Below are 18,402 nucleotides of genomic sequence, written 5' to 3'. Positions count from 1 at the left end.
GCCCAAATAATGTCCTCGGATTTCTGCGGTGGTGGGGGCAGTATCAACCCGACACGCAGGCAGTTAAACAACCCGGTCAGGCAGATGATCCCCGGCAAAGAATGCGGCCAAGTTAGCCAAAACTTTTTCGCCCATAGCAGTGCGTGTCCCTAATGTGGCGCTGCCCAAATGCGGGAGTAACGATACATTATCCAGGGTCAGGAACCCTTCGTGTACATTAGGTTCGCCTTCATACACATCAAGGCCCGCGCCGGCAATCCGTTTGTTTTTAAGTGCATCAATCAGCGCGACGCTATCAACGACATCGCCTCGGGCGGTATTGATTAAATGCGCGGACGGTTTCATCAGGTTAAGCATGTCGGCATTGATTAAATGCCGGGTTGCTTCGCCGCCGGGACAGTGCAACGACACGTAATCGGACGCTTGCAACAGCTCTTCTATCGATCCGCAACGGGTAGCATTAAGGTCGTCGGTGACATATTCGTCGGCCGGGCTGGGTTTGAAATAGACGATTTTCATACCGAAGCCGTGATGGGCTTTTCTTGCCATGGCTTGCGCGATACGACCGAAGCCGATCAAGCCCAAAGTTGCGCCGGTGACATCGCTGCTCAGCATCTGAGTCGGGCACCAGCCTTGCCATTGTTTGTTGCGAACCAGACGATCGCCTTCTGCGCCGCGACGTGCGGACATTAGCAATAAGGTCATCGCAATATCGGCGGTGCTGTGTGTCAATACGCCAGGGGTATTACTGACTACCAAGCCTTGTGCCTTGGCGGCATTAATGTCGATATGGTTATAACCTACGCCGAAGTTGCCAAGGATCTTGCAACGCTTGTTTTCGACGTTGATAACGTCGGCAGGAAATGAATCGCAAACAGTGGGGCAAACGGCATCGTAATTTTGTAGCGCGGACCTGAATTCGTCTGCGCTTAAAGGCCGGTCATCTTCGTTTAGGGTAGCATCGTAAAGAGCTTTGAGTTTTGCTTCGACAGAGGCAGGCCATTTGCGGGTAATAAAGACTTTGGGTTTGCTCATGGGTTATCCTCTCAGTGATAGGTGTTGGGTTAAAACATATCACCACGAAGCCACGAAGAGCACGAAGAAAGCAGAACAAAAGCCAAAAATAAAAATTTCGTGGCTTCGTGGTGAATTTTTCTGTTTAAGTTGGTGTGTATGGGGCGCGTTGAGCGCGTCCCATACGGTATGATATTACTGCGCTGTTGAACGATAGTATTCAATCGCTGCTGCAACGCCGGAACCCGGTTTGATGTCAAAGCCGTTGTCCAGCAACGCCATTTCAACGCCTGCGATACAGCCCAGCATCGAAACGTCGTTCATATCGCCGACATGGCCGATGCGGAAAGCTTTACCGGCCAGTTCGGATAAACCGGCGCCTAGAGAAATATCGTATTTGCTAAAAGCGGTGCTGATCACATCTCTGGCATCTTTGTCGGCAGGAACGACAATCGCCGTCACTGTGTCCGACTCGAAACCCGGTTGGGCGCAAATAGTCAATCCCCAAGCAGCAACGGCTTTACGGACACCTTCGGCCAAGCGATGGTGGCGTGCGTAAACGTTTTCCAGGCCTTCTTCTTGCAATAAATCCAACGCCTTGCGCAAACCGTATAGAATAGGCAGTGCCGGTGTGTAGGGTGTGTAGCCGTCTTTATTGGTGTTCATCTGGTCTTTTAAGTCCAGGAAACAACGTGGATAGGTCGATGTTTCAACGGCTTTTAATGCTTTTTGACTGAATGCCAAAAATGCACCGCCGGCCGGCATCATAAAGCCTTTTTGCGAACCGCTGATTGCGCCGTCAACGCCCCATTCGTCCATGCGAAAATCTAGGCTTGCAATAGAGCTGACGCCGTCAACGAATAATAGCGCAGGGTGGTTCGCTGCGTTCAGTGCTTTGCGTACGCCGCCGATATCGCTGGTAACACCGGTAGCGGTTTCGTTATGCGTCGCTAAAACAGCTTTGATTTCGTGGTTGGTATCTTCTTTTAAACGAGCTTCGATTCTGTCCAAAGGAATACCTTTGCCCCAGACTTCCTGATGGATTTCGACTTCGAAGCCCAAGCGTTTGGCCATTTCAGCCCATAAATGACTGAATTGGCCAAAACGGTAGATTAAAACCTTGTCACCCGGATTTAAGGTGTTGGTCAGCGCAACTTCCCAACCTGCGGTGCCGGTCGCGGGAAAAATAAAGGCCTGTCCGGTTTCTGTTTTAAAGATTTTTTTCAGATCTTGTAAAAGAGGTGTCAGCAGTTTTGGGAACACAGGAGAGCGATGGTCTTCCATGTTCACATGCATGGCATTCAGAATTTCATTTGGAACATTGGTAGGGCCTGGAATATATAGGTGGTTACGACCAGCCATTGCATTGCCTCTTTAAATAAGTAGTTGAGTGATTAAAGCAGCTTGGATGTAGAAAAGTCAATATCCAAAAACGCGCAATAATGACATAGACGCTAAAAATCGGCAAGATTAGATTAGGGCTTGAGCCGGAAAATACACGGTAAAAATTGACTTTGATACCCCTGAAAGTAAAATGTGCGGTTAATTTAAGACCGGCTTAAGCCGCGCAGGTCGGGTTTATCCAGATAGAAGCAAGTGTGCTGGAGTACCCGGCGATGGTAACGATAGCCGTAAAATGTCGGGTTATGCTGATCCGAACTGAATTACAACAATGAAACTAGGAAAGAACAAATGAGCCACACCTTATATGCAGCGTCAGTTCAACGAGTTCAACGCTGTGAATTAGCCGTTCCGGGTTCTAGCCCTGAAATGTTTGAAAAAGCGATGAGAAGTGGCGCTGATTTTATTTTTCTGGATCTTGAGGACGCGGTTGCCCCGGATGATAAATTACAAGCCAGAAAGAACATTATTGAAGCGATTAATGACTTGGACTGGAAAGGACACGGCGTAACGATTTCAGTGCGCATCAATGGCCTCGACACCCAATATATGGTTCGTGACGTGGTCGATCTGGTCGAGCAGTGCGGCGCCAAGCTGGACACGGTTTTAATCCCTAAAGTGGGCGTTTATTCCGATGTTTATATGGTCGAAGCCATGCTGAACCAGTTAGAAATGCAGCAGGGTCTGAAAAACAAAATCGGTATTGAAGCCTTAATTGAAACCGCACTGGGCATGTCTAATGTGGAAGATATCGCACGCAATGGCGCATTAGGCCGTCTTGAGGCATTGCATTTTGGTGTGGCCGATTATGCCGCAAGCAACCGTGCCAGAACCACTAACATCGGTGGTTTAAATCCTGACTATCCCGGTGATCAATGGCATTTTGCGATCAGCCGGATGACGGTTGCTTGTCGCGCCTATGGTTTGCGTCCTATTGACGGTCCTTTCGGCGATATTAAAGATCCAGGAGGTTACAAAGCGGCAGCAAGACGCGCGGCGGCCTTAGGCTGTGAAGGTAAATGGGCGATACACCCATCGCAAGTCGAATTAGCCAATGAAATATTCACCCCGCCTGCGTCTGAAGTTGAAAAAGCAAAACGCATACTGGCTGCTTTGAAAGAAGCGGCAGCGCAAGGTAAAGGCGCAGCAGCATTAGACGGTCGTTTGATCGATGCAGCCTCGGAAAAAATGGCCAATAACGTGGTCAGGGCTGCCGAAGCTATCGCAGCAAAAAAATAATTTGTTTTGTAGCTCGGGTTCGCTCTAGGACACCAAGGGCGGCGTAACCCGATAACCGAAGCCGAAGCATGCCGGGTTAAACTACATTAACCTGGCTTATACAACACACAAACAGGAGATGCTGTGGATATTCATGAGTATCAGGCGAAAGAAATTTTAAGCGGTTATGGCGTAAAAATCGCCGAAGGCGGTATGGCCTACAGCCCGGAAGAAGCCGTGCAACGCGCCAGAGATATTGGCGGACATATTTGGGCGGTAAAAGCACAAATCCATTCCGGTGCGCGCGGTAAAGCGGGCGGTATTAAAATCTGCAAAACGCACGACGAAGTTGAAGCGGCGGCAGAAGCTTTATTAGGCAAAAGACTGATTACTCACCAAACCGGCCCGGCAGGCAAGGTATGCGGCCGATTGTATGTCGAAGCAGGGACCGATATTGCCAAGGAAATGTATTTTTGTTTCCTGGTTGATCGCAGTTCAGAGCGAATTGTGATGGTTGGTTCCGCTCAAGGCGGAATGGAAATTGAGGAGCTGGCTGAAAACAACCCCGAGGCCATTACCAAAATTTATATCGAACCCGCAGTGGGTCTGCAAGATTACCAGGCGCGCGAAATGGCTTTCGCATTGGGTCTGGATCCTGAATTATTGAGCCATGCGGTTAAAACCATCAGGGGATGTTATCGTGCCTTGCGTGAGCTTGATGCCAGCATGTTGGAAATCAATCCGTTGGTGGTTACTCGTAGCGACGAGTTGGTTGCATTGGATGCCAAAATGGGCTTTGACGACAACGCGTTGTTCCGTCAGCAAAAAATTTCGGAATTGCGCGATAAGACTCAGGAAGATCCACGCGAAATGGCGGCTGCCGACCGTGGTTTAAGCTATGTAGGTCTGGATGGCGACATCGGCTGCATGATTAACGGCGCCGGTTTGGCGATGGCGACTATGGACATGATTAAACTGGCTGGCGGCGAGCCTGCCAACTTTCTTGATGTCGGTGGCGGTGCATCGGCTGAGCGCACCGAAAAAGCCTTTCGCTTAGTATTGGCCGACAGCAATGTAAAAGCCATGCTGGTTAATATTTTTGCCGGTATCAACCGTTGCGACTGGATTGCCGAAGGCGTCGTTGAAGCGGTTAAGAAAATCGATATGAAAATACCGTTGATTGTCAGGTTGTCAGGCACTAATGTAGAAGAAGGCCGCCGTATTATCGCAGAAAGCGGCTTGCCTATCATTACCGCAGAAACGTTGGCCGAAGCGGCTGAAAAAGCGGTGCAGGCGCGTAATAAAGCGGTTGCAAAAGAAGCGGCTCAGGGAGCGTAAAATGGCTATTTTAATTAATGAAACAACCCGCATTATCGTTCAAGGCTTTACCGGAAAAATCGGCAGCTTTCACGCCCAAGACATGATTAACTATGGCTCCAACGTCGTTGGCGGCATTACGCCTGGCAAAGGTGGACAAACTCACTTGGGCTTGCCGGTTTTTAATACCGTAAAAGAAGCCGTAAACCAAGTTGGAGCTGAAGCCAGTATTATCTTTGTTCCTCCGGCGTTTGCCGCTGATTCGATTATGGAAGCTGCCGATGCAGGCATTAAATATTGCGTGGCGATTACTGACGGTATTCCTACTCAGGATATGATGACGGTTAAAAACTTTCTGCGTCGTTTCCCTGTTGAGCAACGGATGATATTGACCGGCCCCAATTGCGCGGGCACGATCAGTCCGGGCCGAGCGATGCTGGGCATTATGCCGGGACATATTTACATGCAGGGCAACGTCGGCATCGTCGGCCGTTCAGGTACCTTGGGCTATGAAGCCGCTGACCAGATGAAACGCCTGAATATAGGTATTTCAACCTCTGTCGGCATCGGCGGTGACCCCATCAACGGCAGTTCGCACCGGGATATTTTGGAAAAATTTGAAGCCGACCCGGAAACCAAAGTGGTGGTCATGATTGGCGAAATCGGCGGCCCGCAGGAAGTTGAGGCCGGAATTTTCGCCAAAGAAAATATGACTAAGCCGGTCATCGCCTATATCGCCGGTTTAACGGCGCCGGAAGGTCGGCGCATGGGTCATGCCGGCGCGATTATTTCATCGGCGGGCGAAAGTGCCGCAGAAAAAGTAGCTATACTGAAAGAGTTTGGCGTCACTATCTGTCCGACGCCGGCGGCCATGGGTGAGACGGTAGCTGCAGTGTTGGCTAGGTTGTAACTGAAAGGCTATGACAGTCGTGGTAATTGGTGAATCTTTTAATACCCACAGGGCGTAAATGAAAATACTTATTCTTGGAGCCGGTGTTACCGGCTCATCGGTTGCCGGGGCATTGGCAAGCGAGGAGAACGATATTGTCGTCGTTGATTTCAGGACGGAGTTGCTCGATGCATTAAAAGAGCGTTTTGATATTGCTACGGTTGCCGGTAACGCGGCGCATCCGAGAGTGCTTGAGCAGGCCGGAGCCCGGACTGCCGATATGATTATCGCGGTTACCGACAGCGACGAGACCAATATGCTGGCGTGTGTGATCATCAATGCGCTTTACAGCCGGCCGAAAACGATTGCCCGTGTGCGGGCTGTCGATTATCTGAAAAATCCGCAATTGTTCGGGCCGAACGGCATTCCGGTGGATATTGTTATCAGTCCGGAGCAAATCGTTATGGAAGCTATCCGTAATTTAATCGAATTTCCCGGCGTTCAGCATATTTCCGATTTTGCTGATGGGCTGGTACGCCTTTTTTCGGTCAAAGTGGTGGCGGACGGTTCTTTAACCGGAAAAAAAATCAAAACCCTGAAAGAGCGCCTGGTTGGCGGTAAGATTCGTGTTGTGGCTATTTTTCGGCGAGGTATTCCGCTGATAGTGAACGGCGAGGCTGTTATTGAAACAGGCGATGAAGTTTTTTTTGTCGCGCCTCGGGAAGAAGTGCGGCGAGTATTGAAGGAGTTGAATAAGCTGGAGGCGCCATTAAAGCGAATTATCATTGCCGGTGGCGGTCATGTCGGCAAGCGTTTGGCGCTGGCATTGGAAAAAGATCACCAAGTAAAAATCATTGAAAAAGATCCCAGGCGCGCTCACAAAATAGCCAATGATCTTGATCATGCTGTGGTGCTTTTGGGTGATTGTGCCGATGAAGCGATGCTGCTTGATGAGTCTGTCGGTAGTACCGATTTGTTTTGTGCAATTACTGAAAATGACGGGGTCAACATCGTTTCGGCTTCTTTGGCAAAAAGTTTGGGTGCGCGCAAAGCTATCTGCTTGCTCAACCATGTTTCGTACAGCAAACTTCTGCCTGGAACAGGAATTGATGTTGCTGTGTTACCCAATCAGGAAACGCTGGGCAGTATCTTAAAGCATGTACGCCGCGGTGACGTGGCGCAAGTCAGTTCTCTATGCGGAGGTACTGCTGAAGCTATCGAGGCTATTGCGCACCAAAGTAACGATCTGAATTCCGTCGTCGGGTTTCGGGTGGATTCTATTAACTTCCCGGAAGGCATTGTGATGGGTGCGCTTATTCGCAATCAGCAAGTCATTTCGATTCATCATGAGACGGTATTCGAAGAAGGCGATCATGTGGTGATGTTTGCGATGGATAAAAAATTGGTCGTAAACATCGAGAAAAAGTTTCAGCCTCTTTAATGTGCAAAGCGGAAAGCGGTTCAGCATCGGCACCTTTCCGTTGTACCTTGTTTAAACTTCAAATGCGCTCATGAATGTCATCTTTACTATCATCAATATTTTCGGGTTAGTCACTATAGGGTTCGGCGGCTTAATGGCCACTTGTTTGTTGACCTCCTTTATAGCTGATGACGGCGCAACCGGCGCTTTTTATCAAGGTTTTTTGATTACTGTGTTGCTGGGTGCGTTGATGTTTATCCCGACGTTACGTATACCAAAAAAGGTGACGCGGCAAACAGGCTTTTTGCTGGTAGCGATTACGTGGTCAATAATCCCTGTATTTTGCACGTTGCCGTTTATGATATATCTGCCTGGGCTCAGTTTTGTCGATGCTTATTTCGAGACTGTTTCCGGCTTGACTACCACAGGAGCGACCGTATTTAGCGGTCTTGACCAGTTGCCGATGTCGATTAATTTGTGGAGGCATGAATTATGTTGGATAGCGGGTATGGGCATCATTATTTTTGCGGTGGCCATTTTGCCTATTCTGGGTATCGGCGGTATGCAATTGTATATTGCGGAGTCACCGGGCGTAGTCAAGGAATCGGACTTGCCGCCGCGCATAGCGCAAACCGCGAAAGCTTTGTGGCTGGTTTATGCGGGCATTACCTTGGCTTGTATTATCGCCTTGCGCTTGGCAGGTATGGATTGGTTTGATGCTATTTGCCATGCTTTTTCTGCGATGAGTTTAGGCGGATTTTCCACTCATGACAGTAATGTCGGTTTTTTCAATTCGCTATCTATCGAGATGGTGTTAACTATCTTTCAATTGCTGGCGGCGATCAATTTCGCCACTCATTTTGTGGCTCTTAGGAAAGGTTCATTTAACCCTTATGTCGATGACAGGGAAGCAAGGGCTTTCCTCGCTTTGGTGTTGGGGAGTTGTCTGATAACGGCATCTGTGTTGTGGCATGCCGGCACTTATTCGGATTTTTCTTCCGCGTTACGCCATGCCACGTTTAATTTGGTCACCATCGCGACCGATTGCGGCTTTGCTACTCAGGACTTCAATCAGTGGCCTATTTTTGTGCCAATGTGGATGTTGTTTTTAAGTTGTGTTTCGGCTTCTTCCGGCTCCACCGGCGGCGGGATTCGGATGATTCGTACCATTATCCTGATGAAGCAGGCACGTTTGGAGTTGTTTAAGTTTATTCATCCTTTTGCGGTCAAATCCATGAAGATCGGCGACACCGTAGTGAGTAATAAAATTGTTGCCTCTGTGACCGGATTCATTTTTTTGTATTTCATCAGCATTGTCATTCTGGTATTCATGCTGCTGTTGAGCGGTATGGATTTTATTAGTGCATTCTCGGCTATTATCGCTTGTTTTAACAATGCCGGTCCTGGTCTAAACCAAGTAGGACCAGCGACTAACTACGCCAGTCTGAGCGATATTCAAACGGGTATTTGTATCTTTGCGATGCTCTTGGGGCGGGTACAGATATTTTCCATTGTTATTTTATTTGTACCGGAATTCTGGAGAAAATAAATTGAAGGGATGTGGCGGGTTTTTAAAGATTCTCCGAAGCCTTTTTAGTGAAAGTAAAAGACCTTATGGCTGGCTTTGAGAGTAGCGGCCGATATGGGAATTCAGGTAGAGATGGTTGGGTAAGTTTGTATTTTGTAACTAAAAGTAAAGCTTGTAAAAACAAAAAACCCAGCTTATAGCTGGGTTTTTTGGCACCGCCAGTAGTTCTATTTACAGTTGAATAGAGCTAGAAACTTTTTGTGCAGATTTATCTGGATCATCCAAGCAGCCAGTTAAACCAATAATCATTAATGTCATAGCTATAACAGATAAAATTTTATTCATACGAATATCCTCCAAAGGGGTTTCAATTATTTTTATTAATTTGCGCCATTAAATTAAAGCACATGCATTTTATATCATGACTGGAATGATGATGCAATAATAAAAGTTGATTAATTATCCGGTCAGTTAAAGCTGGTTAATGTTGTCCGGTAAATCAAAAGAAATCCGGTTGTCAATCCATTTTGCCGTTCCGATAGTGCTCCACGGAGAAGTAAAATTCTTGTGCAATTGATCATAAACCCAGTAAGACGGCGCATCGATTCTTTTAAGTTTTATGTTGAAAACGACATTATTAATATTTAAACCGATTTTCTGGCTCCAGAAAGCGGTGACTTTCATGATGAATTTATGCAAGCGTTTGTTATCAATGTTTGGCGTAACGGCAATATTGGCCCACATGGAATGAACGCGACCCCAGTTCGGAGCAAGAAGCCGGCCCTGCTCATTGACAAAGGGCAGCCAATGTTCAGTGCCGTTCTGGTCGGTATAGCTGATCGCTAAAATATGATCATAGCCCGCAAAATGGTCATGTAGATAAAGCGCATGTGGTGTAATGCCTAAAAAGGTCTGTGAGGCCATTAAAATCGCGTTACTGGCTTGTGAAATAGGACTCTGAGGAATGTCGGCATTAAGTCTGTAAATAAGCGCGTAATGGATCGAACTGTTTAATTGTAAAACGAGCAGAGCAAGTAATATTTTTGCCAGCTTTCTGGAAAACGCATTCGGTTTTTGCGTAGCCATATTTTCAAAAAAATGATGGTATAGGGTGGTGTCCGGCAGGGTTTGTGGCGTAAGGCAAATTGAAGTGCAAGGGATTCGGCTGCGTGAATCGGCAATAGACCGGTATTTTTTTAATGCAAATTGATGAATTCCCGGAAGTCTCAGCATGATGCCAATCGGGAATAGATAAGCCATTTTTATAAAGATTTGAGCATAGGTGTCAACGCCCGAATAAAGGCGGCCGCCGCTATCCAGCGCATATAAATCGGTTAATAAGGTTTCATTATTGATGTAAGCAAGCGCCGGGTAGTGTTCGGCATGTTCCTGAGCGTTTTTAAAGTCTATGCGGCTGAATATGTCGAAATGATTAAGGATCAGAACGGTACGATTACACAAAGGGCATAGCTGGTCATAAAATACGGTAAGAGATGGCTGCTTTGCGGTAAGCAGTCGGCCAATATAGCGCCACCATTTAAAAGGAACAAGTAATGTATAAAAGATGAGCATTCCCAAGCCAAAAGGGTAAATATTAAAAGACAAGGTAATGCCAAGATGAAGTCCGAGACCGATTAATAAATAAGCTATGCGTAACCGACGATTGGCGAAAAAGAATATGAATGTAAATTGAAAGATTAAAATTGTGTAACCAAGGGCATTTTGTAACAGCTTATTGTTCAGTAAATACGACATGTCGATGGCTGAAACATAATAAGGCTGCGTTGCGGGCAGCCAAGTTCCAAGGCCGTTGCGCCAGTGCTCGGCAAACATTTTGTGTATGGCTGAGTCAAAGTAGAGAAATCCGAGGCAAATGGCAACAGGCAGGATATAAGCAAGAGTTGAAACGGTTGGTTTCGGGTAGGTGCTGTAATGAGTAAAAGGTGTACTCAGTTTATGTCTAAGGGTATCTATTGAAAATGCTCGATCTCCAGGCATAAAAAGTAGAAAAAATCCTGCTCCGATCATGAATAAATCAAAGCCGCCGTCAAAATCACGTTGCATAGGAGTGAAATTAACAAAAATAATCCAAATAATATAATTGCAGGTTACAGCAAATTGATAGCGGTAACCGACAGTAACAAACGCGGCAATAACGGCCCAGAGGCACAGGAAAAAAGGAATCATCGGAAATTCGACGTCTATATACGGAATAGGGTCGAAAATTAAGTGATTAAAATACAGGAGGAAAATGATTTCCTGTAGAGTGATTAAACCGTAAAGAATCCGAAATAAGCCTATGCCTGTAGCAGGAGCTTGTTTGGAATGAAGTTCTAAAGTTTTAGTAGATATAAGTTTATACATTTCATGATTAGAAAAATCGGGAAGATGTATAAATTATATAAGAAATGTAGGGTTTATGTATTGAAACATGCAGACAAAACAAAGGCCGCAGTCAATTCATTAAAGAATTGAGATGTACGGCCTAAGTTAAGATTAAATCGGTTGGCGACTTATTTTTCGTCGTCTGGGTGCTCAGCGAATACCCACTTTACCAGGAAGTAGCCAGCGGCTATAACCACAACCGCGCCGACCATACCAGCTGGTTCTTTTAACATTTCGGTGATATCTAAGATCGCTCCCATGGGATGTCCTACCTATAGTTTTGTATTTTTAGAAATATTGCTAATTGCATAGCAAACGGAATGAGCATAATACTGTAGGGAAAGTTAAAGTCAAGGCTTATTGTTATGTGTTTTTTGTTGGTGAGATGTAACTATTGTTCCCGGTTGAAATTTATTGCTCGATAGCCGGTGTGGTATAGTTTAAAATCTATTTTTGAGTGCTGATACATTTTGAAATAAGGAATTAAGATGAATAGATGCGTTAAAATATTACCACTGGTCGCAATTTTCTTTACGTTATCGGCAAATGCTGACGTTCAACTAAAAGATAATTCTGAAATTTTAGGGAAATGGAATCTTCATGATGAAGCGGTTACGTTAACTGGCCAAAAAAAGGCCATAACACAGGAATGGGACTTTAGGCCGGATGGAACCCTTATGTCGACGGCATCTGATGTTGCTGGACGAATCAGTGAGTTGAAGATTGCCATTAAGTACTCCATCGAAAATGGGGAAATTAAAAAACAGGTGGCTCCTGGACGAGAAAAATATGAATCCTGCAAAGTGATTGAAAAAGAGGGTCCAAACATGATATTAAAGTGTGCATATTTCTTCTTTCTAACAAAAAAATAATTTAAAAAAAGGATATAGCTATGATAGGTGGCATTATAATGATTTTTGTAGCTCTCTGGATTTACCAGTCGGCTATGAGGGCAAAGACGAGTAATGTAATAATGTGGGTTGCGATTGGTGTAGTTGCTTTTTTTGTAGTACAGCTGGGATTTATCGATATCAATCTTTATATTTTGGAGTCAATACGAGGCGGTGAAGGTGGTAGCGACTACGAGCGTGATTTAACCACCATTGGCGATAGAAAAAATGAAGGCGGTTTTCAGGGATTTGGCGGCGTTCTGCTTTCAATATACTTGGAACTGATGCCATCGATCGTCGGTTTCTTAGCAGCGGCGTTGATTCGGGTAAAGTTTATTACCAAAGAACCAATTACAGTTGGCAACTTATTTGGCGGCCTCAAAGAAATGTTTCAAAGCATCAAACAAAGCTTTAAAACGACATCTGAGAAGTAACACAGGCAGTTGGTTATAAAAAAAAGCCCAAGTAACGCTTGGGCTTTTTTTATGGCTGCAGATTGCGTAGTCTATAGTTTCTAAATGTTAATTGCCTAAAATAGCAGAAACAAGAAATACCAGACCGATCACGAAAAGTACGGTAAAAATCACTCCTCCAATAAGATACGCTGAAAGATGTCCCTCTTTTAAATCGCTTTGCCTGTTTGCGTCGCTTTGTATTCCAATAGCGGCAGCTAGCACGCTTCTTATGACTTGAGTGATGGTTGGTTTTGACATGCTCATCTCCGGCAAAATAGTTAAAAATAATAGTGCTTGGCGGTATTTTAAGCAATGATTATATCCACCCATAACCCTTGACGGTTCCTATGAGAAAAACAGAATTATTAAAGCAGCAATTATCCCAGCGCATTCTATTTCTCGATGGCGCGATGGGTACGATGATCCAAAGTTATAAATTAGAAGAAAAAGATTATCGCGGCGAACGTTTTGCCCAATGGGAAGTCGATCTTAAGGGTAATAACGACCTTTTGTCGTTGACCCAGCCGGACATTATTAAAGCCATTCATAGCGCTTATTTTGAAGTTGGCTCCGACATTGTCGAGACCAATACCTTCAACGCGACCAGCATCGCCATGGCCGATTACAAAATGGAATCGCTGGCCTATGAGATTAATGTCGAAGCAGCCCGCATTGCAAAGCAAGCGGCTGATGAATTCACCCAAAAAACGCCGGAAAAACCGCGTTTTGTAGCAGGTGTATTGGGCCCTACCAACCGCACGGCGTCCATGTCGCCCGATGTTAACGATCCTGGTTTTCGTAATATCTTTTTCGACGACTTGGTCGTAGCTTACACCGAAGCAACCAAGGGCCTGATTGACGGTGGAGCGGATATTATTCTGATCGAAACCGTTTTCGATACCTTGAATGCCAAAGCCGCTATTTTTGCAGTCGAACAATATTTCGAACAGATCGGTTACAAACTGCCGGTGATGATTTCCGGAACGATCACCGATGCATCCGGCAGAACGCTTTCCGGGCAAACCGTTGCCGCTTTCTGGAATTCACTTAAACATGTCGAGCCGATCTCTTTCGGTTTTAACTGCGCGTTAGGCGCAACAGAATTACGTCAATATATCGATGAATTATCGAGCATTGCAGATACCCATATTTCCGCTCACCCCAACGCGGGTTTGCCTAATGAGTTTGGCGAATACGACGAAACGCCCGAAGCGATGGCCGAAGAACTGGCCGACTGGGCAAAAAACGGCTACCTGAATATTATCGGCGGTTGTTGCGGAACCTCGCCTGCGAATATCAAAGCGATAGTCGAGGCCGTACAACCCTACAGTCCCAGAATAGTTCCTGAAATACCCAAACAATGCCGGTTATCAGGACTAGAGCCCCTGAACATCGGCCCGGATTCGTTATTCGTCAATGTCGGCGAACGCACCAACGTGACCGGTTCGGCCGTATTCAAACGACTGGTTATCGACGGCGATTTTGAAACGGCACTCGACGTTGCCAAACAGCAAGTCGAAAATGGCGCACAAATTATCGACATCAACATGGATGAAGGTATGCTGGACTCCAAAGAAGCGATGGTGCGCTTTTTGATGCTGATCGCCTCCGAGCCTGATATTGCCAAAGTGCCGATCATGCTGGATTCGTCCAAATGGGAAATTTTGGAAGCCGGCCTTAAATGCATTCAGGGTAAAGGCGTGGTCAATTCGATCTCGCTGAAAGAAGGCGAAGCAGCGTTTATCCAACACGCCAAACTGGTACGCCGCTATGGCGCTGCGGTTATTGTGATGGCTTTTGATGAAGCAGGACAGGCTGATACCAAAGCCCGGAAAATCGAGATATGCCAACGCGCCTACAAGATTCTGACCGAACAAATCGGCTTCCCGCCCGAGGACATTATTTTCGACCCCAATATCTTCGCGGTCGCCACCGGCATCGACGAGCACAACAATTACGGCCTGGACTTTATTGAAGCCACGGCCGAGATCAAACGTACTTTGCCTTACGCATTGATTTCCGGCGGCGTTTCCAACGTATCGTTTTCTTTCCGGGGCAACAACCCGGTGCGGGAAGCGATCCATGCAGTATTTTTATACCATGCGATACAGGCAGGCATGGATATGGGCATCGTCAATGCCGGCCAATTGGCGATTTATGAAGATATTCCCAAAGACCTGCGCGATGCGGTTGAAGCTGTGATATTAAATACTCACGACGGCAGCGGTACCGATAAATTGCTGGAACTCGCCGAGAAATATCGCGGCGACGGCAGCAGCTCTTCAAAAGAGCAGGATCTGGAATGGCGCAGCTGGCCAGTTAGCAAGCGTTTGGAACATGCACTGGTAAAAGGCATCACCGATTACATCGATGAAGATACCGAACAGGCAAGACTGGAAGCCGAACGGCCGTTGCACGTTATCGAAGGCGCATTAATGGACGGTATGAACGTAGTCGGCGACTTGTTCGGCGCGGGCAAAATGTTCCTGCCGCAAGTGGTCAAGTCGGCACGTGTGATGAAAAAAGCCGTGGCTTATCTGATGCCGTATATGGAAGCTGACAAAGCCGCAGGCGACCGGCAAACCAACGGCAAAATCCTGATGGCGACCGTAAAAGGCGATGTACATGACATCGGCAAGAATATCGTTGCCGTGGTGCTGCAATGCAACAACTACGACGTGATTGACTTGGGCGTGATGGTGCCTGCCGAAAAAATTCTGCAAACCGCGCGCCTCGAAAACGTCGATATTATCGGTTTAAGCGGCCTGATTACCCCGTCGCTGGATGAAATGGTGCATGTCGCCAAAGAAATGCAGCGTCAGGGATTTACCATGCCGTTGATGATAGGCGGCGCTACAACTTCGCGCGCGCATACCGCAGTAAAAATCGCCCCGAATTACGACGGCCCGATTGTTTACGTGACCGATGCGTCGCGCGGCGTCGGCGTAGCCAGCAACTTGCTGAGCGCCGATTTAAAAGATGCGTTCGTAAAAAGCATCAGCGAAGAATATGAAGAAGTTAGGGAACGGCACAAAGGCCGCGAAGCCAAAACCAAGCAACACTCTATAGAAGAAGCCCGCCGCAATAAATTCAACTGGGGCAATTACGAGCCGGCTAAACCTTCATTTTTAGGGATAAAAGTTATCGATCATTTTCCATTGGATACGCTGGTTTGGTATATCGACTGGTCGCCGTTTTTCCAAACCTGGGAAATGGCCGGAAGCTATCCAAAAATACTTGACGATAAAGTCGTTGGCATTGAAGCCAGAAAGCTGTTTGACGATGCCCAGGACATGCTGAAAAAAATCATCAATGAAGAATGGGTGACCGCCCGCGCTGTGGTCGGCTTTTTCCCCGCCAACAGCGACGGCGATGATGTCGTTGTGTACACCGATGACACCCGCACCCAGAAAAAGGAAGTCCTGCATCATTTGCGTCAGCAGAACGTCAAGGCTCCGGGGAGACCCAATTATTGTCTGTCCGATTTTATCGCCCCGGTTGACAGCGGCAAAGCCGACTATATCGGCGCTTTTGCGGTAACGACAGGCATCGGCATAGAACAAAAACTGCATGAATTTGAACTGGATAATGACGATTACAGCTCAATCATGCTCAAAGCGCTGGCCGACCGGTTGGCCGAAGCGTTTGCAGAATACATGCATCAGGTGGTCAGGAAAGAGTATTGGGGCTATGCCAAAGATGAAACGCATGAGGCCAATCAATTAATCAACGAAGCCTATCAAGGCATACGGCCGGCGCCCGGTTATCCTGCGTGTCCCGATCACACCGAGAAGGGCAAGTTGTTTGAGCTGCTCAATGTGACCGAACATACCAGCATAGAACTAACCGAAAGTTATGCGATGTACCCGGCATCAGCAGTAAGCGGCTGGTATTTCTCGCATCCCGAGTCGCAGTATTTTAATGTCGGCAAGATAGACAGAGACCAACTGCAAGATTACGCCAGACGTAAAGGCATAGCAGAAGAAGTCGCCGAGCGCTGGCTGGCGGCGCATTTGCATCATTGATATGCGCTTGATACTGTTCGGCACCTCCGGCTGTCATCTTTGCGAGAAGGCGGAGGTTATTGTTAATGCCTGTGTGCCGGGTGGTGTTGAGACTGTGGATATTGCCGAACAGGAGCAATGGCTGGAGCGATATGCTGTGCGTATTCCGGTTTTGTATGACTCTGAGACAAAACAGGAGCTAGGATGGCCGTTTGATCAAGTTGAGGTTGAAGAGTTTATTGGTCGCGTAGCACGGTAGGCCGGAATAAGGCCATCCAAGCGCGTAGCGCGAGGTGGTGTTTCCGGCGAGTTTCGGTGGGATTTGCCGGAAACACCAGTTCTCGCTGTCGCTCGAACCGTCTTATTCCGGCCTTGTATATTAAATACATCTCTAAAACACAGGATTATGTGACACAAAAAAGTTTATAGTGATAAGCGATTTTCTGGGGAAGCCGATCCGGCCTTAAGCTCTGAGCTTGTTCGTAGATAGGCTCCCCACCCTCGTCATCCATGCCGTGAAGTATCTGAGACCTGTAAGCATAAGCTTCTGAGTCTGCATTCACAAGGACGGTAGGTGAAGTGCCAGGGTTGGGAAACCAGTCATCATCATAACAAAATATCTATAAAGAGATCAAAAACATGAATTATGCAGGCATTGATGTTAGCCATAAAGAACTTGTTATCGTGGTCAGTGTAAAAGGCAAAGCTCACAAAGCCAAAACCTTTGAAAATACCGCATTCGGTCACAAAGCTCTCATTCAACTGTTATCCAAATTAAAAGGAGGCTCCAGAGTGTGTATGGAAGCAACGGGGGTTTATCATTTTGATTTGGCAGTAGCACTGAGTCGTGCCGAAGGTATTGAAGTGATGGTTATCAATCCGAAAGCGTCACATAACTTTGCCAAGGTGCTGATGAAACGCAGTAAAACCGATGCGGTTGATGCAGAAATATTGGCGGTTTATTGCGAAAGGATGCCTTTTGAAGCGTGGCAACGCCCAGCCGATGAGCGTATTGCTTTAAGAGCACTTGCTCGAAGAATTGCCGCTTTGACCAAGCTAAAAACTCAAACTAAAAACCAGCTGCATGCGTTAAAAGCCACCGAAGAAACACCCTTGTTAGTGATTGAATACACGGAAGAATTGATTAAAGTCGTGGATAAACAAATTCAAGTCCACCGCGATAGTGCGCGTCAATTAATCCAGCAACACGATGAGCTGGCAGAAGCCTTTGCGTTGATGACAGGCATCAAAGGTATTGCCGTGGCGAGCGCCGTGCCACTGTTGGGAGAATTGATGATATTGCCTAAAGACATGAGTGCCAAGCAATGGGTCGCTTATGCGGGTTTAGATCCACGGCAATTTGAATCGGGTCGCAGTGTGACGAAAAAGCCCCGCATCAGCAAGGCGGGTAATAAATTCGTTCGCCGAGCACTGTATATGCCCGCATTGGTTGCAACGTGCCATGAGCCTCATATTAAAGGCTATTACACGCATATGATTCAAGACAACGGTTTAAAGAAGATACAGGCTGTATGCGCGGTCATGCGCAAACTTTTACACGCCCTCCATGGCATGCTGAAAGCTAAAAAAGAATTTGACGGGACTCGTTTTTACACGTTTCCTGTTGAAGCAAAATCATAAAATTTTATGATTTCTTGCAAAATTGGGCTTGTGGTTTAAGAGAGTATCTACAGGACTAAGTTGGAGTTAGGATGGCCGTTTGACGAAGTTGAGTGAGGATTTTATTAGTCGTGTAGCCCGTATGTAGCATAGTGGAATACGGGATAATCAGAGCTACCAAGCTCCAGATTCTGCAAGCCCTATCCAGGCTAGTGTGTCATGAAGAAAGGCGGAAGCCTTTTATGCTGTATTAAAGATGAG

Annotated in this window: 15 protein-coding genes; 10 read left to right on the top strand and 5 right to left on the bottom strand. The window is 46.7% G+C overall.

Annotated features, from left to right (window positions below):
- Positions 1-63: 63 nt before the first annotated feature.
- Both V7051_RS15550 and V7051_RS15545 read right to left on the bottom strand, forming a co-directional pair.
- Positions 64-1,035: a 2-hydroxyacid dehydrogenase gene (locus V7051_RS15550; RefSeq protein ID WP_333876449.1), complete on the bottom strand. Its 972-nt coding sequence runs from the start codon at positions 1,033-1,035 to the stop codon at positions 64-66.
- Between the two features lie 174 nt (positions 1,036-1,209).
- Positions 1,210-2,376: an aminotransferase class V-fold PLP-dependent enzyme gene (locus V7051_RS15545; protein ID WP_333876451.1), complete on the bottom strand. Its 1,167-nt coding sequence runs from the start codon at positions 2,374-2,376 to the stop codon at positions 1,210-1,212.
- A 330-nt stretch (positions 2,377-2,706) separates the two neighbouring features.
- Between V7051_RS15545 and V7051_RS15540 the strand changes: the two genes are divergently transcribed.
- The 5 genes from V7051_RS15540 (at position 2,707) to V7051_RS15520 (ending at position 8,808) form a co-directional block, all read left to right on the top strand.
- Positions 2,707-3,654 (top strand): HpcH/HpaI aldolase/citrate lyase family protein, encoded by a 948-nt coding sequence (locus V7051_RS15540; RefSeq protein WP_333876453.1) that lies wholly within the window; start codon positions 2,707-2,709, stop codon positions 3,652-3,654.
- Positions 3,655-3,777: 123 nt separating this feature from the next.
- Positions 3,778-4,971 (top strand): malate--CoA ligase subunit beta, encoded by a 1,194-nt coding sequence (locus V7051_RS15535; protein ID WP_333876455.1) that lies wholly within the window; start codon positions 3,778-3,780, stop codon positions 4,969-4,971.
- 1 nt (position 4,972) lies between these two features.
- Positions 4,973-5,860: a succinate--CoA ligase subunit alpha gene (gene sucD / locus V7051_RS15530; RefSeq protein ID WP_333876457.1), complete on the top strand. Its 888-nt coding sequence runs from the start codon at positions 4,973-4,975 to the stop codon at positions 5,858-5,860.
- Positions 5,861-5,918: 58 nt separating this feature from the next.
- Positions 5,919-7,280 (top strand): Trk system potassium transporter TrkA, encoded by a 1,362-nt coding sequence (trkA, locus tag V7051_RS15525; RefSeq protein ID WP_333876458.1) that lies wholly within the window; start codon positions 5,919-5,921, stop codon positions 7,278-7,280.
- Between the two features lie 70 nt (positions 7,281-7,350).
- On the top strand, positions 7,351-8,808 hold the full coding sequence (locus tag V7051_RS15520) for a TrkH family potassium uptake protein (protein ID WP_333876460.1): 1,458 nt from the start codon (positions 7,351-7,353) through the stop codon (positions 8,806-8,808).
- Between the two features lie 450 nt (positions 8,809-9,258).
- On the opposite strand, the gene V7051_RS15515 is transcribed toward V7051_RS15520, so the two are convergent.
- Together V7051_RS15515 and V7051_RS15510 are read right to left on the bottom strand one after the other, a co-directional pair.
- Positions 9,259-11,151 (bottom strand): DCC1-like thiol-disulfide oxidoreductase family protein, encoded by a 1,893-nt coding sequence (locus tag V7051_RS15515; RefSeq protein WP_333876462.1) that lies wholly within the window; start codon positions 11,149-11,151, stop codon positions 9,259-9,261.
- 149 nt (positions 11,152-11,300) lie between these two features.
- Complete coding sequence (locus V7051_RS15510; protein WP_006890565.1) at positions 11,301-11,432, bottom strand: hypothetical protein; 132 nt, start codon at positions 11,430-11,432, stop codon at positions 11,301-11,303.
- A gap of 228 nt (positions 11,433-11,660) precedes the next feature.
- On the opposite strand from V7051_RS15510, the gene V7051_RS15505 reads away from it, so the two are divergent.
- Together V7051_RS15505 and V7051_RS15500 are read left to right on the top strand one after the other, a co-directional pair.
- Complete coding sequence (locus tag V7051_RS15505; protein ID WP_333876469.1) at positions 11,661-12,044, top strand: hypothetical protein; 384 nt, start codon at positions 11,661-11,663, stop codon at positions 12,042-12,044.
- A 20-nt stretch (positions 12,045-12,064) separates the two neighbouring features.
- Positions 12,065-12,496 (top strand): hypothetical protein, encoded by a 432-nt coding sequence (locus V7051_RS15500; RefSeq protein WP_333876471.1) that lies wholly within the window; start codon positions 12,065-12,067, stop codon positions 12,494-12,496.
- A gap of 87 nt (positions 12,497-12,583) precedes the next feature.
- On the opposite strand, the gene V7051_RS15495 is transcribed toward V7051_RS15500, so the two are convergent.
- A complete protein-coding gene (locus tag V7051_RS15495; RefSeq protein WP_333876473.1) occupies positions 12,584-12,775 on the bottom strand; it encodes a DUF2970 domain-containing protein in 192 nt (63 codons plus the stop codon).
- Positions 12,776-12,864: 89 nt separating this feature from the next.
- On the opposite strand from V7051_RS15495, the gene metH reads away from it, so the two are divergent.
- The 3 genes from metH to V7051_RS15480 all read left to right on the top strand — a co-directional run bounded on the left by metH (position 12,865) and on the right by V7051_RS15480 (position 18,162).
- Complete coding sequence (metH, locus tag V7051_RS15490; RefSeq protein WP_333876475.1) at positions 12,865-16,542, top strand: methionine synthase; 3,678 nt, start codon at positions 12,865-12,867, stop codon at positions 16,540-16,542.
- 1 nt (position 16,543) lies between these two features.
- Entirely contained in the window at positions 16,544-16,780 is a 237-nt protein-coding gene (locus tag V7051_RS15485; RefSeq protein ID WP_333876477.1) for a glutaredoxin family protein, read from the top strand.
- A gap of 380 nt (positions 16,781-17,160) precedes the next feature.
- Positions 17,161-18,162 carry an IS110 family transposase gene (locus tag V7051_RS15480; protein WP_333876478.1) on the top strand — a complete coding sequence of 334 codons (1,002 nt, stop codon included), beginning with the start codon at positions 17,161-17,163 and terminating at the stop codon, positions 18,160-18,162.
- Positions 18,163-18,402: the final 240 nt, after the last annotated feature.

The sequence above is a fragment of the Methylobacter sp. genome (assembly GCF_036845245.1).
In the GTDB taxonomy this organism is placed as follows: domain Bacteria; phylum Pseudomonadota; class Gammaproteobacteria; order Methylococcales; family Methylomonadaceae; genus Methylobacter_A.
The sequence above is the reverse complement of the archived record's forward strand: the minus strand, read 5'-3'. Positions and strand labels throughout refer to the sequence as shown.

Coding starts and splice junctions, on each gene's coding strand:
- V7051_RS15520 (WP_333876460.1), top strand. CDS start 7,351: ATGAATGTCATCTTTACTATCATCAATATTTTCGGGTTAGTCACTATA.
- V7051_RS15510 (WP_006890565.1), bottom strand. CDS start 11,432: ATGGGAGCGATCTTAGATATCACCGAAATGTTAAAAGAACCAGCTGGT.
- V7051_RS15480 (WP_333876478.1), top strand. CDS start 17,161: ATGAATTATGCAGGCATTGATGTTAGCCATAAAGAACTTGTTATCGTG.
- trkA (WP_333876458.1), top strand. CDS start 5,919: ATGAAAATACTTATTCTTGGAGCCGGTGTTACCGGCTCATCGGTTGCC.
- V7051_RS15500 (WP_333876471.1), top strand. CDS start 12,065: ATGATAGGTGGCATTATAATGATTTTTGTAGCTCTCTGGATTTACCAG.
- V7051_RS15515 (WP_333876462.1), bottom strand. CDS start 11,151: ATGTATAAACTTATATCTACTAAAACTTTAGAACTTCATTCCAAACAA.
- V7051_RS15485 (WP_333876477.1), top strand. CDS start 16,544: ATGCGCTTGATACTGTTCGGCACCTCCGGCTGTCATCTTTGCGAGAAG.
- V7051_RS15540 (WP_333876453.1), top strand. CDS start 2,707: ATGAGCCACACCTTATATGCAGCGTCAGTTCAACGAGTTCAACGCTGT.
- metH (WP_333876475.1), top strand. CDS start 12,865: ATGAGAAAAACAGAATTATTAAAGCAGCAATTATCCCAGCGCATTCTA.
- V7051_RS15495 (WP_333876473.1), bottom strand. CDS start 12,775: ATGTCAAAACCAACCATCACTCAAGTCATAAGAAGCGTGCTAGCTGCC.
- V7051_RS15505 (WP_333876469.1), top strand. CDS start 11,661: ATGAATAGATGCGTTAAAATATTACCACTGGTCGCAATTTTCTTTACG.
- sucD (WP_333876457.1), top strand. CDS start 4,973: ATGGCTATTTTAATTAATGAAACAACCCGCATTATCGTTCAAGGCTTT.
- V7051_RS15550 (WP_333876449.1), bottom strand. CDS start 1,035: ATGAGCAAACCCAAAGTCTTTATTACCCGCAAATGGCCTGCCTCTGTC.
- V7051_RS15545 (WP_333876451.1), bottom strand. CDS start 2,376: ATGGCTGGTCGTAACCACCTATATATTCCAGGCCCTACCAATGTTCCA.